This window comes from Clostridium carboxidivorans P7 (assembly GCF_001038625.1).
Lineage (GTDB): Bacteria > Bacillota > Clostridia > Clostridiales > Clostridiaceae > Clostridium_AM > Clostridium_AM carboxidivorans.
On the sequence record NZ_CP011803.1, the window covers coordinates 5,447,565 to 5,469,616 of the forward strand.

28 protein-coding genes are annotated in these 22,052 nt (G+C 30.1%); 27 read left to right on the forward strand and 1 reads right to left on the reverse strand.

What is annotated here, in order from left to right:
- Positions 1–135: 135 nt before the first annotated feature.
- The 26 genes from Ccar_RS24475 to Ccar_RS24595 all read left to right on the forward strand — a co-directional run bounded on the left by Ccar_RS24475 (position 136) and on the right by Ccar_RS24595 (position 18,715).
- Positions 136–1,098 (forward strand): helix-turn-helix transcriptional regulator, encoded by a 963-nt coding sequence (locus Ccar_RS24475; protein ID WP_007065061.1) that lies wholly within the window; start codon positions 136–138, stop codon positions 1,096–1,098.
- Positions 1,099–1,284: 186 nt separating this feature from the next.
- Positions 1,285–1,911: an IS607 family transposase gene (locus Ccar_RS24480; RefSeq protein ID WP_007061539.1), complete on the forward strand. Its 627-nt coding sequence runs from the start codon at positions 1,285–1,287 to the stop codon at positions 1,909–1,911.
- Positions 1,889–3,004 carry an RNA-guided endonuclease InsQ/TnpB family protein gene (locus Ccar_RS24485; protein WP_007061538.1) on the forward strand — a complete coding sequence of 372 codons (1,116 nt, stop codon included), beginning with the start codon at positions 1,889–1,891 and terminating at the stop codon, positions 3,002–3,004. The genes Ccar_RS24480 and Ccar_RS24485 overlap by 23 nt, the downstream gene beginning before the upstream one ends.
- Before the next feature lie 175 nt (positions 3,005–3,179).
- Positions 3,180–3,806, forward strand: a complete 627-nt coding sequence (locus Ccar_RS24490) for a type 1 glutamine amidotransferase family protein (RefSeq protein WP_007061537.1) — start codon at positions 3,180–3,182, stop codon at positions 3,804–3,806.
- Positions 3,807–4,564: 758 nt separating this feature from the next.
- Positions 4,565–4,789 carry a DUF1659 domain-containing protein gene (locus Ccar_RS24495; RefSeq protein WP_007061219.1) on the forward strand — a complete coding sequence of 75 codons (225 nt, stop codon included), beginning with the start codon at positions 4,565–4,567 and terminating at the stop codon, positions 4,787–4,789.
- Positions 4,790–4,833: 44 nt separating this feature from the next.
- Entirely contained in the window at positions 4,834–5,052 is a 219-nt protein-coding gene (locus tag Ccar_RS24500) for a DUF2922 domain-containing protein (protein ID WP_007061218.1), read from the forward strand.
- Between the two features lie 156 nt (positions 5,053–5,208).
- Positions 5,209–5,370 carry a YvrJ family protein gene (locus Ccar_RS26590; protein WP_007061217.1) on the forward strand — a complete coding sequence of 54 codons (162 nt, stop codon included), beginning with the start codon at positions 5,209–5,211 and terminating at the stop codon, positions 5,368–5,370.
- Between the two features lie 59 nt (positions 5,371–5,429).
- Positions 5,430–5,918 carry a sigma-70 family RNA polymerase sigma factor gene (locus tag Ccar_RS24505; RefSeq protein WP_237737367.1) on the forward strand — a complete coding sequence of 163 codons (489 nt, stop codon included), beginning with the start codon at positions 5,430–5,432 and terminating at the stop codon, positions 5,916–5,918.
- Positions 5,919–6,185: 267 nt separating this feature from the next.
- The gene (gene mscL, locus Ccar_RS24510; protein ID WP_007061215.1) at positions 6,186–6,581 is read left to right on the forward strand and encodes a large-conductance mechanosensitive channel protein MscL; all 396 of its coding nucleotides are present in this window, start codon (positions 6,186–6,188) and stop codon (positions 6,579–6,581) included.
- A gap of 496 nt (positions 6,582–7,077) precedes the next feature.
- Entirely contained in the window at positions 7,078–7,464 is a 387-nt protein-coding gene (locus tag Ccar_RS24515; protein ID WP_007061214.1) for a VOC family protein, read from the forward strand.
- 551 nt (positions 7,465–8,015) lie between these two features.
- A complete protein-coding gene (locus Ccar_RS24520; RefSeq protein ID WP_007061213.1) occupies positions 8,016–8,684 on the forward strand; it encodes a class I SAM-dependent methyltransferase in 669 nt (222 codons plus the stop codon).
- 358 nt (positions 8,685–9,042) lie between these two features.
- Positions 9,043–9,504, forward strand: coding sequence for a GNAT family N-acetyltransferase (locus Ccar_RS24525; protein ID WP_007061212.1), 462 nt, complete (start codon positions 9,043–9,045; stop codon positions 9,502–9,504).
- A gap of 52 nt (positions 9,505–9,556) precedes the next feature.
- Positions 9,557–10,090 carry a GNAT family N-acetyltransferase gene (locus Ccar_RS24530; RefSeq protein ID WP_007061211.1) on the forward strand — a complete coding sequence of 178 codons (534 nt, stop codon included), beginning with the start codon at positions 9,557–9,559 and terminating at the stop codon, positions 10,088–10,090.
- Positions 10,091–10,131: 41 nt separating this feature from the next.
- Positions 10,132–10,683: a GNAT family N-acetyltransferase gene (locus Ccar_RS24535; RefSeq protein ID WP_007061210.1), complete on the forward strand. Its 552-nt coding sequence runs from the start codon at positions 10,132–10,134 to the stop codon at positions 10,681–10,683.
- Between the two features lie 127 nt (positions 10,684–10,810).
- Complete coding sequence (locus tag Ccar_RS24540) at positions 10,811–11,623, forward strand: alpha/beta fold hydrolase (protein WP_007061209.1); 813 nt, start codon at positions 10,811–10,813, stop codon at positions 11,621–11,623.
- 235 nt (positions 11,624–11,858) lie between these two features.
- Positions 11,859–12,569 carry an MBL fold metallo-hydrolase gene (locus Ccar_RS24545; RefSeq protein ID WP_007061208.1) on the forward strand — a complete coding sequence of 237 codons (711 nt, stop codon included), beginning with the start codon at positions 11,859–11,861 and terminating at the stop codon, positions 12,567–12,569.
- Between the two features lie 127 nt (positions 12,570–12,696).
- Entirely contained in the window at positions 12,697–12,933 is a 237-nt protein-coding gene (locus tag Ccar_RS24550; protein WP_007061207.1) for an HDOD domain-containing protein, read from the forward strand.
- Positions 12,934–13,008: 75 nt separating this feature from the next.
- On the forward strand, positions 13,009–13,296 hold the full coding sequence (locus Ccar_RS24555; protein WP_007061206.1) for a hypothetical protein: 288 nt from the start codon (positions 13,009–13,011) through the stop codon (positions 13,294–13,296).
- A 187-nt stretch (positions 13,297–13,483) separates the two neighbouring features.
- On the forward strand, positions 13,484–13,852 hold the full coding sequence (locus Ccar_RS24560; RefSeq protein ID WP_007061205.1) for a hypothetical protein: 369 nt from the start codon (positions 13,484–13,486) through the stop codon (positions 13,850–13,852).
- A gap of 243 nt (positions 13,853–14,095) precedes the next feature.
- Positions 14,096–14,557 (forward strand): GNAT family N-acetyltransferase, encoded by a 462-nt coding sequence (locus Ccar_RS24565; RefSeq protein ID WP_007061204.1) that lies wholly within the window; start codon positions 14,096–14,098, stop codon positions 14,555–14,557.
- 52 nt (positions 14,558–14,609) lie between these two features.
- Positions 14,610–15,143: a GNAT family N-acetyltransferase gene (locus Ccar_RS24570; protein ID WP_007061203.1), complete on the forward strand. Its 534-nt coding sequence runs from the start codon at positions 14,610–14,612 to the stop codon at positions 15,141–15,143.
- Between the two features lie 235 nt (positions 15,144–15,378).
- Positions 15,379–15,777, forward strand: coding sequence for a hypothetical protein (locus Ccar_RS24575; protein ID WP_007061202.1), 399 nt, complete (start codon positions 15,379–15,381; stop codon positions 15,775–15,777).
- 60 nt (positions 15,778–15,837) lie between these two features.
- On the forward strand, positions 15,838–16,344 hold the full coding sequence (locus Ccar_RS24580) for a GNAT family N-acetyltransferase (protein WP_007061201.1): 507 nt from the start codon (positions 15,838–15,840) through the stop codon (positions 16,342–16,344).
- Positions 16,345–16,450: 106 nt separating this feature from the next.
- A complete protein-coding gene (locus Ccar_RS24585; RefSeq protein WP_007061200.1) occupies positions 16,451–17,209 on the forward strand; it encodes a hypothetical protein in 759 nt (252 codons plus the stop codon).
- 43 nt (positions 17,210–17,252) lie between these two features.
- Entirely contained in the window at positions 17,253–17,579 is a 327-nt protein-coding gene (locus Ccar_RS24590; RefSeq protein WP_007061199.1) for a hypothetical protein, read from the forward strand.
- A gap of 170 nt (positions 17,580–17,749) precedes the next feature.
- Positions 17,750–18,715 carry a helix-turn-helix transcriptional regulator gene (locus Ccar_RS24595; protein ID WP_007061198.1) on the forward strand — a complete coding sequence of 322 codons (966 nt, stop codon included), beginning with the start codon at positions 17,750–17,752 and terminating at the stop codon, positions 18,713–18,715.
- Positions 18,716–19,188: 473 nt separating this feature from the next.
- Here the strand turns inward: Ccar_RS24595 and Ccar_RS24600 are convergent, their stop codons facing one another.
- Complete coding sequence (locus Ccar_RS24600; protein ID WP_007061197.1) at positions 19,189–20,697, reverse strand: cell wall-binding repeat-containing protein; 1,509 nt, start codon at positions 20,695–20,697, stop codon at positions 19,189–19,191.
- Between the two features lie 282 nt (positions 20,698–20,979).
- On the opposite strand from Ccar_RS24600, the gene Ccar_RS24605 reads away from it, so the two are divergent.
- Positions 20,980–21,741, forward strand: a complete 762-nt coding sequence (locus Ccar_RS24605; RefSeq protein ID WP_007061196.1) for a tetratricopeptide repeat protein — start codon at positions 20,980–20,982, stop codon at positions 21,739–21,741.
- Positions 21,742–22,052 lie beyond the last annotated feature (311 nt).

The window sequence follows — 22,052 nt, forward strand, 5'->3', positions numbered from 1 at the left end:
GTAATGATTAAGGAAGCTTTGGACAAACTTATTAGATGTAGTCATGGAGTATTCCTCTAGGTTCACAGTCGATAATCTTTCCAAAGCAAAAATAATAATTGATTAAAAAGCAATTCTAGGGAAGTGGGGCGCATTATGCCAAAAAATGATAATATGCTAGCAATTTTATGGATGCTAAATTCAGGTGCAAAAATAACTGCAAAGCAAATATCCGAAAGGTTAGAAATAAACATAAGGTCAGTTTATCGTTATATGGATGCATTGTGTGCTAGTGGAGTGCCAATAATATCGGAGCCTGGTCATAACGGCGGATATAGTTTGCTTAACAATTTTATCCGAGCACCCCTGTTTTTTGATCTTGAAGAGAAGAAATCACTTTTGCATGCTGCCACTTTTGCAATGGAAGCAGGATATCCTTTTATGGAAGCACTAAATAGTGCAACATCAAAGTTAAAGATGTTCTCGAATCAAGAACAAGAAAAAGTTCTCAATCGTCATTTAGTCGGATTTGAAGTAGTGAGCCGTATTTGTGATCCAGCTGTCAAATCTATATTAATGGAAATTGAGCAAGCTGTTGCTAATGAATGTTCTGTGGAAATTGAATACTGTACAGGTTATGAAGGGCATCCTAAGCATAGGGTTGTTGCCCCCTATGGGATGCTTTACTGGAACGATAAATGGTATGCTATTGCATTTTGCCATCTTAGGAATGAAATTCGCAGCTTTAGGGTAGATAGAATAGTAAATATTATAAGCACTAAAAATACATTTAAGCGTCCTGAAGCTTTTTCGGCACGTGAGTTTTTTACAAAAAACTTATTATCCAATGTGGAAAGCAAAGTAGAACTTTGCACTTTAGTAATTGAGGGCAAGTCAGAAGCATTAAACGACCTTTGTGCACATTGGTTTTTAGGATATCACCTGATAGAACGAACTGAATGCAGAGCTAATTTTTTAATGGATGAAAACTCAATCCTCACCTATGTTCCTAATATTCTACTTCCATATGGTAAATCAATAAAGGTGCTTGAACCAAATAGTTTTAAAGATGCTATGGCAGCAATTCTTAAAGATTTGATGGACCATTATCTTCACTGACTGAGTTTGTCAGTGAAGATAATATATAATAGATCGAGATGGAATTTGAGACCATTCTGTAACAAATAGCAACAATCAAGTGAATGTGGAGGGTGAATAACAGTTAATAAAGCATTATAGAAGTTTATATAACATTTTTGGATTTATATAATGTTTATATCATAATAAATTCAAGAGGTGGTATAAATGAAATATTATTCAGTAGGAGAATTTGCAAAACTTATAGGTAAAAATTCTCAAACATTAAGAGAATGGGATAAAAAAGATATATTAAAAACACACCATGTTGCTCCAACAGGGTATAGATATTATTCTCAAGAACAACTTAATCATTTTTTAGGAATTAAAGGTATTGAAACTAAAACTAAAAAAGTAATAGGATATTGTAGAGTTAGTTCCCATAAACAAAAAGATGACCTTGAAAGGCAAGTAGAAAATGTTAAAACATATATGATTGCTAAAGGATATTCTTTTGATGTTATTACTGACATAGGAAGTGGAATTAACTATAACAAAAAGGGATTGAATCAATTAATCGACATGATAACTAATTCAGAAATTGAAAAGATAGTGATTTTATACAAAGATAGATTATTAAGATTTGGATTTGAAATTATAGAAAATCTATGTAATAAGTATGGAACTACTGTTGAAATTATAGATAATACTGAAAAGACAGAAGAACATGAGTTAGTTGAGGATTTAATTCAAATTGTTACAGTTTTTAGTTGTAGACTTCAAGGAAAAAGAGCAAATAAAGCTAAAAAGATGATTAAGGAGTTGTTAGAGAATGATACTGGCGAAGAAGATTAGAATTATACCTACTACAGAGCAAGAACAACAACTTTGGAAGTCTGCTGGAACTGCAAGATTTATCTATAATTGGACACTTGCAAGACAAGAAGAAAATTATAAAAATGGTGGTAAGTTTATTAATGATGGTGATTTGAGAAAAGAAATTACTTTAATGAAGCAAACAGAAGAATATAAATGGCTTAATGATGTATCTAACAATGTAGCCAAACAGGCTGTGAAAGATGGTTGTAATGCTTATAAAAGACTCTTTAAAGGATTAGCACATAAACCAAGGTTTAAAAGAAAAAGAAAAAGTAAGCCATCATTTTATAATGACAATATAAAATTTAAAGTTAAGTCTAACATGGTTTTAATTGAAAAAGTAGGTTGGATTAAAACATCAGAGCAAATACCAATTGATGTTAAGTACACCAATCCAAGAGTAAGTTTTGACGGAAAGTATTGGTATGTATCTGTAGGTGTTGAAAAAGAAAATCCAATAGTAAAACTAACTGATGAAAGTATAGGCATAGATGTTGGGATAAAAGACCTTGCCATATGCTCTAATGGAATGACTTTTAAAAATATGAATAAAACACGATTAGTTAAGAAATTAGAAAAAAGATTACGTAGGTTGCAACGTAAAATATCAAGAAAATATGATTTAAATAAAGAAGGGAGGAAGTTTGTCAAAACAAGCAATATTGTAAAACTTGAAAAGCAGATTAGATTACTTCATAGAAAGTTATCTAACATTCGGAATAACCATTTACATCAAGCAACTACAAAGATAGTGAAAACCAAGCCATCAAGAGTAGTTATGGAAACACTTAATATTAAAGGTATGATGAAGAATAAGCATTTATCCAAAGCTATAGCACAGCAAGGGTTATATGAGTTTAAAAGACAGCTTCAATACAAATGTGAATTTTATGGAATTGAATTTGTTGAAGCTGATAAATGGTATCCATCATCAAAAACCTGTAGTGAGTGTGGTCATGTAAAAACTAAATTATCACTATCAGAAAGAACTTATATCTGCGAAGAATGTGGTTGTGTTATAGATAGAGATTATAATGCTTCAATTAATTTAAGCAGATATTCAGCATAATTACATGAACAGTTATGTTTGAGGTGTAGGATTCGTTGTATCCGAAGTTAAGCCCTTGGAGTGTTATATCAAACGAAAGTAGTATATTCTTTTAGAATTACAAAATCGGACACATTGAACAGGGAATTAAACAAGCTTTATAGAGTTCTATAAGGTTTTGGCAACGGAATAGAAAATGAAGAATACAGTATATCTTTATGTATTTGATACAATGGCAGATTGGGAAATAGGTTATTTAACCGCTGAAATCAATTCAGGAAGGTACTACAAAAAGGGATTAATGCCGCTAAAAGTAGTAACTGTAGGAATTACTAAGACCCCTATTACTACAATGGGAGGTCTTACAATATTGCCAGAAATTGAGATTAAGGAATGTAATGCTCATGATGCTGCTGCTTTGATTCTAGCTGGTGGGAATACATGGACAGAAGCAATTCATGCTCCCATTATAAGAATGGCTGAAAAATATTTAGAGAAAGGTATTGTTGTAGGGGCAATTTGTGGTGCTACAATAGGACTTGCTATGGGGGGAGTACTGGATAAACGAGATCATACAAGCAATGACCTAGGGTATCTTAAAACGGTCTGTCCAAACTATGATGGAGAGATGTATTATAAGCAGGAATGTGTAGTAACTGATGGAAGTTTGATTACTGCTTCTGGAATAGCTCCTCTTGAATTTGCTTTGCATGTATTGAAAATTCTGGATGTATTCTTACCAGAAACCCTAGATTCCTGGTACAATCTTTATAAAACCCAAGAGCCAAAATATTTCTTTAAGCTTATGAACTCAATTCAATAAAATGGCTTAAAGTGGGTAAGATAGCTACTATATTAAAACAGAACCTAAAAATAAAAAGTTAGTAGTGCGTAAGGCAGCGGTTAGAAGAAAGACCGAGGGTGTCCATTGAATATATCGTAAAAACCATGTTATAATGTAAACTGTAGAAAGTTATAAATAGAGAAAAACAGCCTTGAGAGATAAAACTCTTGGGGCTTTTTTAGTACAAAAAATTATGCGATGTAAGGATGCAGTGGAAGTTTGAATTTTAACTTTCATTCCGTGATATATGATAAGGGTGTCATCACGGCTAAATGTTTTAATTATTCTAAAGCTCAAAATTTTTGAAAGCCTAAGAACTTTGTCAAACTCGGTTCCCTCAGACAGGACTAAAGTTCTAAGGCTTTCAAAAATTTTGAGCTAAGAATAATACTAAAACAATTTAGCTAATGTGATGACACCCTTATCATATATCACGGAATGAAAGTTAAAATTCAAACTAGCAACTTCCAAGTGTACACACCTAATTACATTGTTATAGGTAATTTTAGTAAGCCACAATTATATTTATAACTATAATTTATAACACTTAAAATTAAGGTCTAGCCTGATATTTGGCTAATATATTCAATGCGGACTTCACCTAAAAAGTTGTGTTGCAATATTCTTTCATTAAGTCAAAGTTTTGTATGTTCCTAATACTTTTTAAAAATATTATTTTTAGCCATGACCATTTTCTGAAGTAAGGTATATATATTAAGTGAAAGGGGTTGATATATATGGCTGCAAAATCAACAAAGCTTGAAAGTTCAATGGTTCTTAAGTACAAAGATGGAACAGACAAAAATGGAAAGGACAAAATTAAGAAACTAAATTTTTCAAAGGTTAAGACTTCAGCAGTGGATCAGGACGTTTTTGATGTGGCAAAATCAATTGAAACTCTTCTTGGCAAAACTTTGAATGAGCTTATAAGAGTTGATCAAAACGGAATAACAAACGCTTAAAAATCAAGTGCTGCAATTGAAAATTAAAAGGAGGGGATGTTTAAATGGCAAAATCATTATCAATGAGTTTTTTAACTGATGAAGGGAAGAAAGCTTCCATAACCGTAAATAATGTAAAGGAAGATTTAACAGATGCCGAGGTTAAAGCTGCTATGGGGGTAATAATAGCTAAGAATATATTTTTCTCATCAGGCGGAGATTTAAAAGCAATAGATTCTGCACATATAATTGACAAAAATAAAACTAGTTTATCAGTTAAATAGTTAGGGTTAATCGTAAAAATAACTAATCAGCAGGTTATTTTATATATACTTAAAACTTAAAGTTTGCTGTTGTAGATGGACAATTGATGTTGATTTTTATAATGAAAATCAACATTGATTGTCCATTGTATATTAAAGAATATGGAGGTAATAGTTTTGGGAGATTTGGTAAATTTAATTGGAAATGTGGGTTTTCCTATTGCAGTATCTATATACCTTCTAGTAAGAATTGAAGGTAAAATGGAAATACTTACCCAGAGTATAAATAATCTTTCTAATGTTATCAATGACGTTAAGAAGAATAGTAATAGTAAATAAAGGTGGTGTTTATCATAGAGGAACTTGTTAAAAAAGCTAAGAGTGGAGACAGAGCTGCAGTGGATGAAATCATAGGAAAGTTTAAGTATTTTGTAATTAAGCAGGCATCTAAGTACAGCATACCATCTTATGACTTTGAGGATTTAGTTCAGCATGGATATCTTTCTATAATAAAATCAGTACATCTTTATAATACTGGCAGAGGATCCTTTACTACATACTGCACAAATGCAGTTATAAATAATTTCAAGGCACTTTTAAAAGGACAGATAAAACACTATAGAGAAATTCAAGATGAAAATGCTATTAATCTCGAAGCCTATGATTTTACTCTTGAAGATGAAGTAATTGCATATGAGGAATCAGCAAAACTTAAAGAAGCTTTGTACAAGCTTCAAGGTACGGAGAAAAGTATTATTGAAAGTGTATATATAAAAGGTACTACTCTGAGGAAAGCTGCAGCAGACTATGGAATAAATTACAGGAGGGCTATTAAGCTGAGAAGAGAAGCACTTAGAAAGTTGAGAAAATACTTAAATAATTTATGATTAATTTTAAAATTTTACCACGTAACTGTTAAAACTGAAAATACGAATAATGTTCTTTGAAAATTGAATAACACGGTGTTAAAAAGTAAAAAAACATTTTATACTTATTATGAAATAAACAATCTGAAACGATGCAAATATGGTATAATTATCATTAATTTAGTCAAAATAATGATTTATTGTGTAGTGATAATATGTGTGTTATTATAATCTAATAAGTTATTTTGTTAATTATGAAAATTAAAGTTTATTGAGAGGAGCGTTAATATGTTAAAAGAATTTAAAGAATTTGCAGTAAAAGGCAATGTAGTAGATTTGGCTGTTGGTGTTGTTATCGGTGGTGCTTTTGGTAAAATAGTTACCTCTATGGTAAATGATATAATTATGCCACTAGTAGGTGCTTTAACAGGCGGAATTAATTTTACATATTTAAAATTTGTTATTAAAGGAGCTCATGGTAAAGTGCCTGAAGTTACTCTCAATTATGGAAATTTCATCCAAAATAGTATTGATTTTTTAATTGTTTCATTTTCTATTTTCTTGTTTATAAAATTAATAAATAAACTTAAAAGAGAAAAGAAAGCTGAAATTGTTGAAATAGAATTAAAATCATCTGAGGAAGTTTTATTGCTTCAGGAAATCAGAGACTTATTGAAGAAATAAAAAAAGAGTAAAATAAAACACCATATTATTCAACTTGATATGCTCCCCTTGAGGTAGATAGATTAAAAAATAAAAAAATCTATCACTAGAAGGGGGAGCATTTTCATGTCTAGAAGAACTAAATATACAGTAGAGGAAAAATACAAGATTTTAATAGAATATAAAAATGGAAGTAGATCAATATAAGAAATCTACGCTAAGTAGCTGAATGTGGTATAAGTTACAGAAAAGCTATTAAGCTGAGAAAAGAAGCACTTAGAAAGTTGGGAAAATACTTAAATAATTTATGAGTAATTTGAATAATTTGCAACATAACCTTTGAAATAGAAAATACAAACAATGATCTTTGAAAATTGAATAATGCGGTGAAAAAATAGTATGAAAACTTTTATTAACTTGTAGAATTAGTTAACTTCATATAGTATAATTACCCTTAATTTAGTCAAGACTGTAATTTGTTGTGAATTAGGAAATTTATATTTTTAGGAGGAGTAAGATGATTTGCAAGTTTGGAAAAGTAATGATTTATGTTAAAGACCCTAGAGCAGTTGCAGATTTTTGGATAGATAAGATAGGTTTTACTGAAATTAAAGTTGATACATATGAAACGGGTATTCTATCAGTTGAACTTACCTGCAACAACATGTCGGATGCCAGCATTGTTTTGTTTGATAGAAGTATTGTTGAAAAAATGTCACCAGAACTAAATTTGGGTGCACCATCTATTTTATTTTCTAGTTACGATGTAATGGATATGCGTAAGAGACTTATCAGTAATGGAGTAAATGTAGGCGAAATTGTGGAAATGGGAGATTCAATAACTTTCAATTTCTCGGACATTGAGGGCAACTACGTTGCAGTACAAGAAGTAAAAAGAAATTAAATCGTTGTTTGTATTTTGCACAAAATTCATATTTAATGTCATAATAATAAAAACCGAATATTCATTTGAAACACCTCATTATTCAGAATTGAATTTTGCGGATTTTTTCGTCACATTTCAAAGATAAAGTGTACTTATTGTAAATTTTAAATTTTCTTCCGATTAATTAGTAGAGCTTAAAAGAAATTATATTATTGAGGTTTATTTATCAAAGTTAAGGAAGCTTGGGACAAACTTATTAGCTGTAGTCATGGAGTATTCCTCTAGGGTCACAGCCGATAATCTTTCCAAAGCAAAAATAATAATTAATTAAAAAGCAATTTATCCAATATGTTATAATTGATATATGGAAATTCTTAGGTGAAAATTATCTGTATAGGAGATACGGATAAATGAAAATTTGGGGGTAAATTCTATGGATAAATTGCTTTTTATTGGATATGAATTTTTGACAGGGTTTGTTCCTTTTATTTAATAAATTTGGACTTGCAAAATTACTTTATGGATTTTAAATGATTAGACAAATTTATTTTTGTAGGTGAGGTATGAAGATGGAAGATTATAATGTTGTTAAAAATGATTTTAATGAAATTTCACAACTTGATGAGTTAAAATGGAATCATAACAACTGTTATTTCAAGCAGCTCATGAAACTTGTACCTAATACAGTTGAAACCTGCCTTGAAATAGGTTGTGGCAAAGGTGAACTTTCATTTATGTTGTCAAAGAAATCCCAAAAAGTAATTGCCGTTGACCTGTCAGATAAGATGATTGAAAGGGCAAGAGTTTTATATCCTAATAAGAATATTGATTATATTTGTGGAAATATTCTCGATATGAAATTTGAAAATAATAGTCTTGACGTTATTATAACAACAGCAACAGCACATCATTTGCCTTATGAGTGGCTTCTATGTTTTGCAAAAAATAAACTTAAAAAGGGTGGTAAACTTATTATATTAGATCTTGTAAAAGCAAAGTCATTCAGTGATTATATAATATGGGGGAGTGCTTTTATCCCCAATATAATAATGAACTTATTAAAAAATGGCAGGCTGCAAAAGGATGATGCCCATTCAAAAGAAGTTTGGGAGAGGCATGGTAAACATGACACGTACATGACAATGGATGAGATAAAAGCATTAGCACAAAAACATATCCATACAGCAAAAGTTAAACGTAAACTTTTCTGGAGATATTCATTAGTATGGCAAAAATAGTTGTAATCTGAAAATTGATTAAGTTGGAATGTTCTTGTTTAATCAAACAACTGAAGAAATTAACTATTTGCAAAAACACTGTATTATTCAAAGATAAAGTGTATCTATTGAGAATTTAAAATGGATACGCTTTATTTTTTATTGCAATAAAGTAAAGTTTGATATTTGTAAACTATGTTATAATTTAGTAAAAGATAAGTAGTAATTTGTAGGTAAATTTTATGGCAGGATAAAAATAATTAATCTTTTCAAGAAATAAATAAGAAAGGACTTATGCTCACATTTTAAAATTTACACTAGTGTTTAAGCACAGGCAAAATTACAATTTAAGTTTAGTAATATTTGTAGAGGTGATCTTATGGTGTATAGAAAAACTACTTTAGAGGATTGTAGAGCTGTTTATGATCTAATATGTAATATGGAAAATAAGAAACTTCCATATGACAAATTTGAAAAAATCTATCATAATCAAATTAATGACTTCAATTATTATTGCCTTGTCTGCGAACATGAGGATATGGTAATTGGTGCTTTGAACATGCGATTTGAAGATCAACTGCATCATTCAGAGAGGATAGCCGAAATTCTTGAATTTGCAGTTGCCACTGCATATAGAAACATGGGAATAGGAAAAGAAATGCTTTCTCAAAGTTGTCAGATTGCAAAAGATAACGGCTGTTCACAAATCGAAGTGGACTGCAATCAACTGCGCAAGGATACACATCGTTTTTATATTAGAGAAGGTATGCATAACTTTCATTTCAAGTTTTCAAAGCAGTTAATTGGTGATAATGTACAGGAAAATGCTTTATGCAGATAAATTCCAATTTAAAGTTAAGTAATGTAAAGAGTAAATTTATGAGGTGATGAATATGAAACTTACATTGGTTCCACTTAAATCAGAAAACATTGCAGTGTTTAAACGAGACATGCAAGAGGCATTTCAATATGGATATGAAACAGAATGTGGTCCATCCGATGAATTAATTTTGCCAGAAAAAGACATAGATGATTCGCTCAATGCCAATGGTGCTGAAGCGTATCAGGCAATTATTAACGGTGAGGTTTCTGGTGGAACAGTCATAAATGTTGATAAGGAAACACATCATAATCATTTAGATTTTCTTTTTATTAAAGTTGGTTGTCAAGGAACTGGCGTTGGACAGGCATTTTGGAAGGCAATAGAAAATTTACACCCTGAAACAAAGGTATGGGAAACATGTACACCATATTTTGAAAAAAGGAACATTCATTTTTATGTCAATAAATGTGGTTTTCACATTGTTGAGTTTTACAACCCACTCCACCGAGATCCCAATATGCCAGAGACTGTAGGCGGAATGCCAGCTGATGAAGGTGATTATTTTTTTAGATTTGAAAAAAATATGAACATAACGCTTCTATAATTTAAGTTTGAGTAATGTAAGTAATTTAAGGAGATCATTTAATGGAAAAAGTATATGAAACTGAAAGACTTATGTTAAATGTATTAACCAAGTCCTATGCGGAATTGGTTATAGATTATTATTTAAGAAATAAGTCTTTTTTAGAAGATTGGGAAGCAGTGAAGAGTGAAGAATTTTATACAAAGCAATATCAGCAAGAACAATTAGACAATGAGTTATCAAATATAAAAAATAAAAGGTCTTTCAGGTTATGGGTTTTCAAAAAGGAAGACAGTAATAGAATAATAGGTTCTGTTGGCTTTAATAACATTGTATGGGGAGCATTTCTATCTTGTCATCTTGGTTACAAATTAGACAAAGATGAAATCAATAAAGGTTATATAACCGAGGCAATTCAAAAGGGAATTGAAGTTATGTTTAATGAATTTGGATTACATAGAATTGAAGCTAATATTATGCCTAAAAATAAACGCTCATTAAGGGTAGTTGAGAAATTAGGATTTTATAAGGAAGGTTTAGCATATAAATATTTAAAAATAAATGATAAATGGGAAGACCATATACACATGGTTTTATTAAACGATAATGTATAGCAAAGATTCTTCGCATTATTCTTTTTAAGTGTCACATTAGTAAATAATAAATTACCAAGGATAATTTATCGTGAATGATTGCAATGTTACTTAATGTTTTATGCATACGGAAGCGAGGTTGTGTAAGGTGAATGGTAGAAAGTTAAAGACAAGAAGGGGTACTGTTTATTATTGGATTAGTCGCAACAAAAATCCAAACACAAAATGTATTGTTTTTACGCATGGGGTAACCGCCGACCACTCCATGTTTGAAAAACAGGTGGAATACTTTAAACAAGAATATACAGTAATTACATGGGATGTTCCTCTTCATGGTCTTTCACGCCCATATTCAAATTTTACATATGAGAATTGTGCACATGATTTGATGAGAATATTGGATCAAGAAAAAATTGATAAGGTAATATTGGTCGGTATGTCTATGGGTGGTTATCCTAGTCAGGAGTTCGCATTTCATTATGCTGAAAAAGTAGAAGGTTTTATAGCACTTGATACCACACCTTTTGGCATTAGTTATTACTCAGGATTAGATATTTGGTTGTTAAAATATGTTGATTTAATAGCAAAATGTTTTTCGGCAAATGCTTTGCGAAAAAGCATGGCAAAATCTGTTTCCAAGACGAAGTATTCATATGACAAGATGATAGAAATGCTTGCAACATTTACAAAATCCGAAATCATTGAACAAATGGATATTGCTTATGGTACCTTTATAAAGGAAAATAAAGATGTTAGCTTTTCTTTTCCAGTACTGATTTTGCTTGGTGAATTCGATAGAATTGGAAAAGTAAATCAATATTGTAAAGCATGGTCAAAGAAAGAGGGATATCCACTTCATATAATAAGCAATGCATCACATTTTTCAAACGGAGACAATCCAGAACAGGTAAATTCTGAGATACAGGAATTTATAAATGGATTAAGCAAGTATAATGTGTAGAACTGATAAGTTCCAATTTAAGATTGAGTAATGTAAATAGGAATTTATGGATGAGATTAAATATGGATAGTGTATATGTAAGTTGCCCCGAATTTGAAAATAAACGGTTCAATTTAAGATTAGTTGATTGGTCATGATGGGACGGAATATTCATCATATTATTTTAAAAAGAGGTAAATTCCAATTTAACATTGAGTATTACAAATAGTAATTTGTTTAAAAAGGGGGAAATGAAGTGACTGAACTAATAACGTTACAATTATTGTTTGAAATGGGAGAAATGAAATTTTATATTTATCCAGTTGTAATTAAAAACAATGATGATTTAATTTTAATTGACACAGGATTTCCTATGTTTTTGCCAATAATAGAAAAAGCTTTTGAGAAAAAAGGGTTAGATATCAGAAATCTTCAACAAGTTATTTTAACTCACCACGACCATGACCATATGGGAGCAGTAAAGGAACTTGTAAAAAAATATCCTTCTGTAAAGGTGAAGTGTTCTGCAGAGCAAATTCCATATATTTTAGGAAAAAAGAAATCACTTCGGTTAGAACAGGCAGAAAAATTAGGGGCAGAGGCTGGATTTATACAAATGATAAAAAGTGTAGAGCATTTGGATTCTGCTTTAGCAGTAACAGATAATGAAATTATCTGTAATGGAGTAAAAGTTATTGAAACATCAGGGCATATGCCAGGACATATTTCTATTTATATTGAACCAATGAAAACCTTAATAAGTGGAGACATGTTAATTTTAGAAGATGGTGTATTAGGTATTGCTGATGAACAATTTGTGTTAGATAAAGTGGCAGAAATAAATTCACTAAAGAAAATTGTTAATCTGGATATTGAAAAAATTATATGTTTCCATGGTGGAGAGTATAAAAGCAATAATTTAAAAGAAGATTTGAAAAAAATTATTGCAAAGGGGTATAAAAGCTAAGCAATAAATTCCAATTTAAAGTTAAGTATTACAAATAGTAATTTGTAGAACAACTAAACAGAGATTTAAGGCAACTAAGGGATAGGACAATAAGGCATAATTTACATTATATATTTAGGAGGATAATATGTTTCCAAGTAGGGAAATGGCTGAAAAGGAATTGGAAATAGCAGGACAATTAAACCATGGACTATGGACAGAACATTCTATCAATGTAGGGGTATCGGCTCAAATAATTGCTGAAAAATGTACTAATCTTAACCCAGACAAAGCATATGCGTTAGGACTTCTTCATGATATAGGTAGAAGATATGGTATAAGTGCAAGAAGACATGTTCTATATATGATATTCTTCCCAATATAAAAGAGACTACATTTATAGATGTACCACTGTAGAAATATTTCGTAGTAAATTATTAGATTTTTGGAGGATTATAATATGAATAATTTAAATGAAGACAAAGAATTATTGGAAAAGATATATTCTGAACTTGAGAGTGGTAAAACATTAACAGAAGAAAGAAAAGAAGAATTGATACAGATAATTGATAGTTCAGAGGATAGACTTAATAATGATGTAACAAAAAAGAATACACTTATTGAAACAAAGAATAAGTTAAAAAGTATAGATATTGGTAAAGATGAAATTAATATAAAGAAAGTTATTCTTGATTCAATAAAAGGAGTAATAAATCTGTTAACATCCTTTCCTTGGATTCAACTATAAGATTGAGAACTCAAAATAAAAGCTCTCTTAATTTTTTAAATTAAAACTAATATTTTTACATAGTGTGGAGGATGTAACTTGTAGAAAGTTTTACAAAAATTATATATAATTATAAAATAAGTTTTTAATATCCAATAAAATCAAATTGTTTTATTTTTTAACATCATATATGAAGAGAGGGATATGTATGGATAAAAGTAGACCTTTAGGAATGACACTAATAGGATATTGCTGTATTTTCAATGCAATTGTAACAATGTTAATGCCATTTAATACTGTTATGGAGCTATTTGGATTACAAAGTGTTCCAGAAAACTTAGTAAAAATATTAGTATCAATTACTATTTTTATAATTGCATATGGATACTTAAGTTTAAAAAAATGGAGTTATTGGCTTATGATAGCTTATAATGTATACTTTTTAACAGTAAATATTTTAGCATATCAACAATACCAAAATCAGCAATTTTGTGTAAGTGTTATATTTTCAATTATTGCATTGTCATATATTTTAATGAAAAAAAGATGCTTTTATAATAGAAGACTTTCCTTTTAAATTATGTCATAATTTTTTATTTAACAGAGCAATTGAAAACAGAAAAATTAATTCGACACCATATTATTCAAGCTTGAATTGTATGGTGTTTTTCATTGTATTACAAATATACAACATAACTATTAATATTGAAAATAAAAACGATACACTTTATTTTTTATTGTAATAAAGTAAAGTTTGATATTTGTAAACTATGTTATAATTTAGTAAAACGCAAGTAGTAATATTTGTAGAGGTGATTTTATGGTGTATAGGAAAAGTACTTTAGAGGATTGTAGAGCCGTTTATGATCTGATATGTGACATGGAAAATAAGAAACTTCCATATGACAAATTTGAAAAAATCTATCATAATCAAATTAATGACTTAAATTATTATTGCCTTGTCTTGGAACATGATGATATGGTAATTGGTGCTTTGAACATGCGATTTGAAGATCAACTACATCACTCAGAGAGGATAGCCGAAATTCTTGAATTTGCAGTTGCCACTACATATAGAAACATGGGAATTGGCAAAGAAATGCTTTCTCAAAGTTGCCAGATTGCAAAAGATAACGGCTGTTCACAAATCGAAGTGGACTGCAATCAACTGCGCAAGGATACACATCGTTTTTATATTAGAGAAGGTATGCATAACTTTCATTTCAAATTTTCAAAGCAGTTAATTGGTGATAATGTACAGGAAAATGCTTTAGGTAGATAAATTCCAATTTAAAGTTAAGTAATGTAAATAGTAAATTTATGAGGTGATGAATATGAAAATTACATTGGTTCCACTTAAATCAGAAAACATTGCAGTGTTTAAACGAGACATGCAAGAGGCATTTCAATATGGATATGAAACGGAATGTGGGCCATCCGATGAATTAATTTTGCCAGAAGAAGACATAGATGATTCACTCAATGCCAATGGTGCTGAAGCGTATCAGGCAATTATTAACGGTGAGGTTTCTGGTGGAACAGTCATAAATGTTGATAAGGAAACACATCATAATCATTTGGATTTTCTTTTTATTAAAGTTGGTTGTCAAGGAACTGGTGTTGGACAGGCACTTTGGAAGGCAATAGAAAATTTACATCCTGAAACAAAGGTATGGGAAACATGTACGCCATATTTTGAAAAGAGGAACATTCATTTCTATGTCAATAAATGTGGCTTTCACATTGTTGAGTTTTATAACCCACTCCACAGAGATCCAAATATGCCAGAAACCGTAGGCGGAATGCCAGCTGATGAAGGTGATTATTTCTTTAGATTTGAAAAAAATATGAACGGAACACTTATATAACATAATTTTAGATTCAGTTGTGCCATATCTTTCTTTTCAGACGAATCACGGACTTACTGATGAGTAGTAAGTCCATTTTTGCTAAGCTTATAATAATGGTAAAGGTAAAGTGTATCTATTGAGAATTTAAGATAGACACACTTTATTTTTGTTTATAATAAAGTAAAGTTTGATATTTGTAAGTATGTTATAATTTAGTAAAAGATAAATTAGTAATTTGAAGGAAGATATGAATATGACAAAAAATGAAGTTTTAGATATGCTGCGTTCAAAAGTTGGACATGATGATTTTGAATACATTCAAGAAGAAATGGTTTCAGAAATAGAACAATGTGAGAATCAATTTGATTTTATAGAACCTATTTTAAAATTAATGGAAGATAATCCAGATGCTGATTTTGGTGTGCCAGGTGCATTGACGCATTTTATTGAAAATTTTTCTCATAAAGGATATGAAGAATTACTTTTGCAATCTGTGAGGTGCAAGCCTACTGCACATAATGTATGGTTGTTACATCGTGCATGGAATGATGCTAATGATCCTATGCATGATGAATATGAAAATCTTGCAGAGTACCTTAAGTCAATGTCAAATTTGAGTGAAGATGTAAAAAGTCAGCTGGAAATGTTTTAATTGAAAATTCTAATTTAAGGTTAAGTATTATAAATTAGTGATTTAAAAGGTGGTCTGAAAATGGAATGTACAATACGTTCTTGGAAGATAGAGGATGCAGCCAATATTACAGAGATCTTGAATAACAAAAAAATTCTTGACAATTTAAGAGATGGGCTGCCATATCCATACACAGAAAAGGATGCAAAAAATTTTATTTCAGCAATGCTTAATGCTGATAAAAACACAACATATGCTTTTGCAATTACGATTAATAATAAGGTAGTGGGAAGTATCGGTGTCTTTCGAAAAGACAACATCCATTCCCAAACAGCGGAAATGGGTTACTACATTGAGGAAGCATATTGGGGAAAAGGAATTGGAACAAGTGCAGTAAAACAAGTATGTAAATATATTTTTCAAAATACTGATATTATTAGAATTTTTGCGGAACCTTTCGCTTACAACATTGGGTCATGCCGTGTACTTGAAAAGTCAGGATTTTTGTATGAAGGTACTTTGCGGAAAAATGCAGTGAAAAATGGAGTTGTTCTTGATATGAAATTATATTCAATAGTCAAGGAATAAAATAATACAAGTAATTGATTGATATGAGTATAGTGAGAAATCCATAAATTCCAGTTTAAAGTTGAGTATTACAAATAGTGAATTTATGGAGAAGAGGAGTTAAATAATGAACTTATTTACAATAAATTATGCTGAATTAGGAAAAAACGAAAAAAAGCAGATGTATTATGATTTTTCAGAGAATGCTCAAGAAAGTTTTAATAAATATTCTGATAAGACACAAATATTAGCACAACTTCTTTTCATTAATAGGGTGTTTAATTCATATAGTGAAGCAATGATGAAAGTTGGAAAAGAAATGTCTGTTCTGATGAAGGATGCACTAAACATGCTGTGGGATTATTTAGAAAACAAATGTGATATCAGTAATTTTGAGGTGTTTTCTAATGGAATTGATGCTGTTACTTTATTTCTTAATACAGGAGAGGAAATAGAAGTAGGGGAAAATCTAAATTTCTGGGAAAAATATTCGGATGAATGGCATTATACTACTAATTCAATATTATTGCTCAATGCTTTTGGTGCATTATTTTTTCAAATACATGAAAAAAGTATAGATTGGTATTCAATAAGTGAGGACTGCCTTTTAGGAGAGCTTAACGAAATTGTTGGAAGCTATTTTGAAGATGTTTATACAAATCCAACAGACGGATATAAATATGATGAGTTAGAACTTAGAATAGGTCAAATTTGCGAAAGTTCTACTTTTGTAAAGATTATGTCATATATAATAAAAGATATGAAAGAAGCAGTAAATTCTGAAGGAAAAGGTGTTAATGAAATTACAAGATTAAGAGCTGAATACAAAAATAAGTTTTTATTTTCACCAATAGAATGTGAAAGATTAGCTGAGTATTTTAAATAGTAATTTGTATCTGGATTAATGAATTATGGTTCGGAGGTGTATAATGAAGGGAATATTTATAGGAAATTTTTGTCATTGCATGCCAGCTAAGATGCCTGATAATGAGGGTAAAAGAGCAATAGTAAATTATTATTGTTTTGGGCCAATTGAGGTAGTTATATATGGTGTAACATCAACAAATGAGTATTATTTTGATTATACTTATCCAGAACTTTGGGGTGATGCTGAATTGGAACATGAGTATAATATAATCACTAAGGAAGAGATGCTAAAGGTTATTGATGGAGAAATAGAACTATGTGAACGTAATGGAGGCACTAATATTGCTGAAGCATTGAGAAGTGAGAAAAAATTGATTGAAAAATTTTAAATATAAAATATCTAAAACAATAATGGCATTGCGCTTTTTCTTTAAGGAATTAGAGATATAAATTTTCGATTTAAGTTTGAGTATTATAATAACAGCAAGTAAAATCAAGCAGTAATCTCTCTATTTCTTTATAATAAATGTAGGACGGTTGAAACGAGGTGAACAGACCAATGTATGAGTGGCAGAAGCAAATTCAAATAACCATTGATGAAATTGACAAATGTATTAAAAATTATAATGATGAAGCCTTGACACTAGGCTTTCTTTCTCGTAGGCTGGGTTATTCCGAATTTTATACAACGAGAAAATTCAAAGAAATATCGGGTATGCAATTTAGGGATTATCTGCAGCATAGAAAATTAGCCTTTGCACTAAAAGAGGTTCGTGATAGTGAAAAAAGTCTTTTGGATATTGCCTTTGATTATGGTTTTTCATCACATGAAGCTTTTACTAGAGCTTTCAAGAGAACATATGGTGTAACTCCAAGTGAATATAGAAAAAAGCCTAAGCCTGTGGTTCTTCGTACAAAAATAAACCCTTTCGACCGCTACTTTTTAGGATTTGGAGAGATTGGTATGATTAAATCTACAGATGATATTAAAATTTATTTTGTAACCATTCCTGCACACAAATTTTTGCACATTAAAAATTATGAGAGTAATGGATATTGGGATTTTTGGCAAAAGCAAAATCTTATTCCTGGACAGGATTACGAAACAATTTGCGGATTACTGGATAGTATCAAGGGCAAATTAGATGATGATGGTGGGAGCGAATGTAACAGTGGCAGCGGTCAGGTTATGGCGTACATTAATGACCCGGAAGGCAGACTCTGTGATTGGGGTATTCCACGTACAGAGTGTTATGGTGCACGTCTTCCTTTGGATTATAAAGGTGAAGTACCACCACAAATGCTTATGATTGATGTTCCCGAAGCTGAGTATATTGTTTTTGAACATGGGCCATTCGACTATGAGCAGGAAAATCGCAGTGTGGAGGAAAAGATTGAAAAGGCAATGTCCACTTTTGATTTTGAAGGCACTGGTTACTGCTTTGATACTACCCCCGGTAGAATAATTTACTTTTATTTTAATCCGGAACGGTTTTTTAAGTATATAAGACCGGTGCGGAAGTAAATAAAATCTACTGCCTATGCACTATTGTTTCTAACGAGAAAACCAAACTGCACAATTAAAATTTTATAGCAAAGCTAGGTACTATCATACCTGTGGATAACTTTTTAAATTTTATTTGATATTACGCTATATTCTTTAAGTCGTTAGACTTTTGCTTAACTGCAGTAGTTCCACTAATTAGAGCCATACAATTTAAAAGAGCAATTATTTTAGCGTTAGGTATACCTGATGAACGCAGATTATTTACATTTAAAAGTTCTTTTAATCTAGAGTTATACCTTTCGATTGAGGTTCTTTGATTATAAAGATTTTGTCAATCGTCAGTGTTTCTATAAGGATACCCAAAAAGTCTATTGTTTTTTTATAATTTCATCAAAGGATAAGCAGAAAAAATTATAAAAAACTAAAAGCATTAGGAGTTTAGCTCACTAATGCTTCTAATTTTTTAAAGTTCGTTATGGCTTGTTTTAAAATTACTTTAGATGATCTATACTACCGAACTTTTTGAAAGTTTCCTCATATTCTTTTTTAGAAACACTTTGTTCATTTATTTTATAAACAGCCTTAGCCTGTTCCGACTCACTGTATCTAGCTTCATTAGAAAAAGCTGTAAATACTTTCTCACAATGGCCATTCTCTAACTTATATCCTGTAATGTAATTAGAGCCACCTCTACCACCATAAGTAAATAGTACCTTTTCAGATTTACTATAGTCTGCACTATAGTTATGATCACTTGGTAAATGTTCTATTTTAATGTTTCCATTATTATATGTAATCACAGATATTGTTAAATTTGCCTCACAATTTCCATGATGTACTAACATTTCATATACTCCATCCTGATCTATATCTATAATCCAATGATTGTCTATAGTACTTTTACCATCACTATAAAATATAATTCCATTATTTCTCTGCCAATTTGTATCATTTAATAAATTATCATATACTTGTAATTCTTGGTGAACTTTATCTGCAGCAACAGTAGTATTATTATCACTGTTATTACTGTTACCTGTAATTCTTGCAACAACATCATTACTTAATACTCCAGTTCCTCCTAGTATAGTTAAGTTATTTACATTGTTGTTAGTAATGTAACTGTTTATGCTGCTTTGATTACTATCGCCAACTAGTATAATAGGATTTCCATTCTTACCTGCTAATACTGAACCCGAAAGAGCATCTGCAAAACCTTTATCAGAAGCCAAGTAAACTGTACTTAAATCTAATTGTCCCTTATAATTATTTATTAAAGCTAAATTTCTATCATATTTGGTTGATTGATTATAGGTTTTAGTAGGATTTAATGAACTTACTATATTATTAGATAATACATCCTGTCCACCTATAACATTTATTTCTGTATTATTAGTTTTTACTTGATTATTTATATAGTTTTTAACCATATCAGATACATAATTTTGATCTACTAATATTATAGGATATTGTAATTTAGCTGCAATTGGAGCTGCTGAGAGTGCATCTTCGTAATGCTCTCCATTTACAATAAATACCCCTTTAGAAGTACCTAATTCTTTTGCTACATTAACAGAAGTTTCATACCTATCTTGTCCACATATTCGTTTTACACTAATGTCCATACTTTTAAGTGTATTTTCTACCTGTGAGCTTACAACTCCTACCCCACCAATAATAAACACATTTTTAACACCTAAGCCTTGTAATTTTTCTTTAGTAGAATTAGTTAAACTGCTAGTATCAGTTAAAAGAATAGGTGCATTATATTTTTTAGCTAAAGGTGAAGCAGTTATTGCATCAGGAAAGTTCTGACTATTTACTAAAATTGCACAACTTGATTGTGTCCAGCCTTGTGAAACTATTGCATTACTTGTCCCATATCTGTCTTGTCCTGCTAACCTATTAACATTATTTTTTGCAAATACACTAGTTGAAGTAGTTAATAGACTTGTCCCTAAAACACATGACATGAATAGTAATTTAATTCTAATTTTCATTTTGTTTCCCCCTTATTATAGTATGATATAAATATTATCTTTAAATGAGTAAAAATGATAACAAAATATCTACAGAAAATAATATAACATATGGTAAATCAATTAACAATTTTATTATGGAATTAGTTGAGAAAATTGCACAATTAAAATTTTAAGATTGTGAATAAATTTTCTTAAAACACGTACTATCTTAGATATTTTCCTTTTTTTATTTCTATGTCATAATTATAGAAGAACTTTATAGGACATAGAGAATACATATAAAAAAGGAGGCACTATTAATTGGGGAAAATATACAAAGTATTATTAGGTATACTATTATCAATTGCAATTTTTGTAATATCAATATTCGGTACATATAAATATAATGAATCAAAAACTTTTAATAATTTAGCTAGTCAAGGAAAACAATATATGATTCAAAAAGATTATGATAAGGCTATTGAAGTATTTCAACAAGCATTAAGCTATAAAAATGATAGAGATATTCAAGGAAATTTGGCATTGGCTCAAAATTTAAAAAATGAGAATAATAAAAAAGAGAATATATCTAAAGATATTCAACTTGCTAATGACGCTGCTAAAAACAACAAATATGAAGAAGCTAATAAATACTTAGATGAAATATTGAAAATAGATCCTAATAATACAGATGCTAAAAACTTAAAAGATATATTTGCAAAGGCAGTTCAAGATCAGCAAGAAAAAGCTAAATATAAATTGGAAGCTGAAAATACAGCCAAGAAGAATGATAACGATAACAATAATACTCATAATGAAAAACACAGAGCAGTCAGTTATAAACAAGCGCTAGAAATTGTTGAAAATGCATATCCTGATTGTTATTTTCAACCTGCTCAAGAGGTTGTTAATATAAATATTTTAAAAAAACTTATATCTGATGATATGTTAAACGCAAGTTATGTTTTCTATGGATGTGAAAGTAATCCTTCTGGAGCTGCTCTTCAAGATCTCATATTAGTAACTAAAGAAAATGGTCATATATTGGAATTAAGTCCAGATGGTAAAATCCATCCACATTAATAAAGATAGTTATTATATTTAATGATTCACAGCATATATTTCAAATTTTAAATTAATACAGCATAAAAATTTCAAGAGAACTTATATAAATTTGAATTTTACACAAAGCTATTTACGGTTCCTTTTGTGGCCAAAAAGCCACGCATAATTTTATTTAACGAAACAATTTACAAAAACACTGTATTATTCGAAGAATTTTACAGTGTTTTTTTCGTCTCATCAAAATAAAAGCTAGTACATAGACATTAAACATAATGGAACAAATGAAAAAGCGAACAATCTACTAGAACATCATATTATTTAATCTGAAT

Excerpts from the sequence above, each read along its gene's own strand:
- Ccar_RS24475 (WP_007065061.1), top strand. The coding sequence starts at position 136 with ATGCCAAAAAATGATAATATGCTAGCAATTTTATGGATGCTAAATTCA.
- Ccar_RS24480 (WP_007061539.1), top strand. The coding sequence starts at position 1,285 with ATGAAATATTATTCAGTAGGAGAATTTGCAAAACTTATAGGTAAAAAT.
- Ccar_RS24485 (WP_007061538.1), top strand. The coding sequence starts at position 1,889 with ATGATACTGGCGAAGAAGATTAGAATTATACCTACTACAGAGCAAGAA.
- Ccar_RS24490 (WP_007061537.1), top strand. The coding sequence starts at position 3,180 with ATGAAGAATACAGTATATCTTTATGTATTTGATACAATGGCAGATTGG.
- Ccar_RS24495 (WP_007061219.1), top strand. The coding sequence starts at position 4,565 with ATGGCTGCAAAATCAACAAAGCTTGAAAGTTCAATGGTTCTTAAGTAC.
- Ccar_RS24500 (WP_007061218.1), top strand. The coding sequence starts at position 4,834 with ATGGCAAAATCATTATCAATGAGTTTTTTAACTGATGAAGGGAAGAAA.
- mscL (WP_007061215.1), top strand. The coding sequence starts at position 6,186 with ATGTTAAAAGAATTTAAAGAATTTGCAGTAAAAGGCAATGTAGTAGAT.
- Ccar_RS24515 (WP_007061214.1), top strand. The coding sequence starts at position 7,078 with ATGATTTGCAAGTTTGGAAAAGTAATGATTTATGTTAAAGACCCTAGA.
- Ccar_RS24520 (WP_007061213.1), top strand. The coding sequence starts at position 8,016 with ATGGAAGATTATAATGTTGTTAAAAATGATTTTAATGAAATTTCACAA.
- Ccar_RS24525 (WP_007061212.1), top strand. The coding sequence starts at position 9,043 with ATGGTGTATAGAAAAACTACTTTAGAGGATTGTAGAGCTGTTTATGAT.
- Ccar_RS24530 (WP_007061211.1), top strand. The coding sequence starts at position 9,557 with ATGAAACTTACATTGGTTCCACTTAAATCAGAAAACATTGCAGTGTTT.
- Ccar_RS24535 (WP_007061210.1), top strand. The coding sequence starts at position 10,132 with ATGGAAAAAGTATATGAAACTGAAAGACTTATGTTAAATGTATTAACC.
- Ccar_RS24550 (WP_007061207.1), top strand. The coding sequence starts at position 12,697 with ATGTTTCCAAGTAGGGAAATGGCTGAAAAGGAATTGGAAATAGCAGGA.
- Ccar_RS24555 (WP_007061206.1), top strand. The coding sequence starts at position 13,009 with ATGAATAATTTAAATGAAGACAAAGAATTATTGGAAAAGATATATTCT.
- Ccar_RS24560 (WP_007061205.1), top strand. The coding sequence starts at position 13,484 with ATGGATAAAAGTAGACCTTTAGGAATGACACTAATAGGATATTGCTGT.
- Ccar_RS24565 (WP_007061204.1), top strand. The coding sequence starts at position 14,096 with ATGGTGTATAGGAAAAGTACTTTAGAGGATTGTAGAGCCGTTTATGAT.
- Ccar_RS24570 (WP_007061203.1), top strand. The coding sequence starts at position 14,610 with ATGAAAATTACATTGGTTCCACTTAAATCAGAAAACATTGCAGTGTTT.
- Ccar_RS24575 (WP_007061202.1), top strand. The coding sequence starts at position 15,379 with ATGACAAAAAATGAAGTTTTAGATATGCTGCGTTCAAAAGTTGGACAT.
- Ccar_RS24580 (WP_007061201.1), top strand. The coding sequence starts at position 15,838 with ATGGAATGTACAATACGTTCTTGGAAGATAGAGGATGCAGCCAATATT.
- Ccar_RS24585 (WP_007061200.1), top strand. The coding sequence starts at position 16,451 with ATGAACTTATTTACAATAAATTATGCTGAATTAGGAAAAAACGAAAAA.
- Ccar_RS24590 (WP_007061199.1), top strand. The coding sequence starts at position 17,253 with ATGAAGGGAATATTTATAGGAAATTTTTGTCATTGCATGCCAGCTAAG.
- Ccar_RS24595 (WP_007061198.1), top strand. The coding sequence starts at position 17,750 with ATGTATGAGTGGCAGAAGCAAATTCAAATAACCATTGATGAAATTGAC.
- Ccar_RS24600 (WP_007061197.1), bottom strand. The coding sequence starts at position 20,697 with ATGAAAATTAGAATTAAATTACTATTCATGTCATGTGTTTTAGGGACA.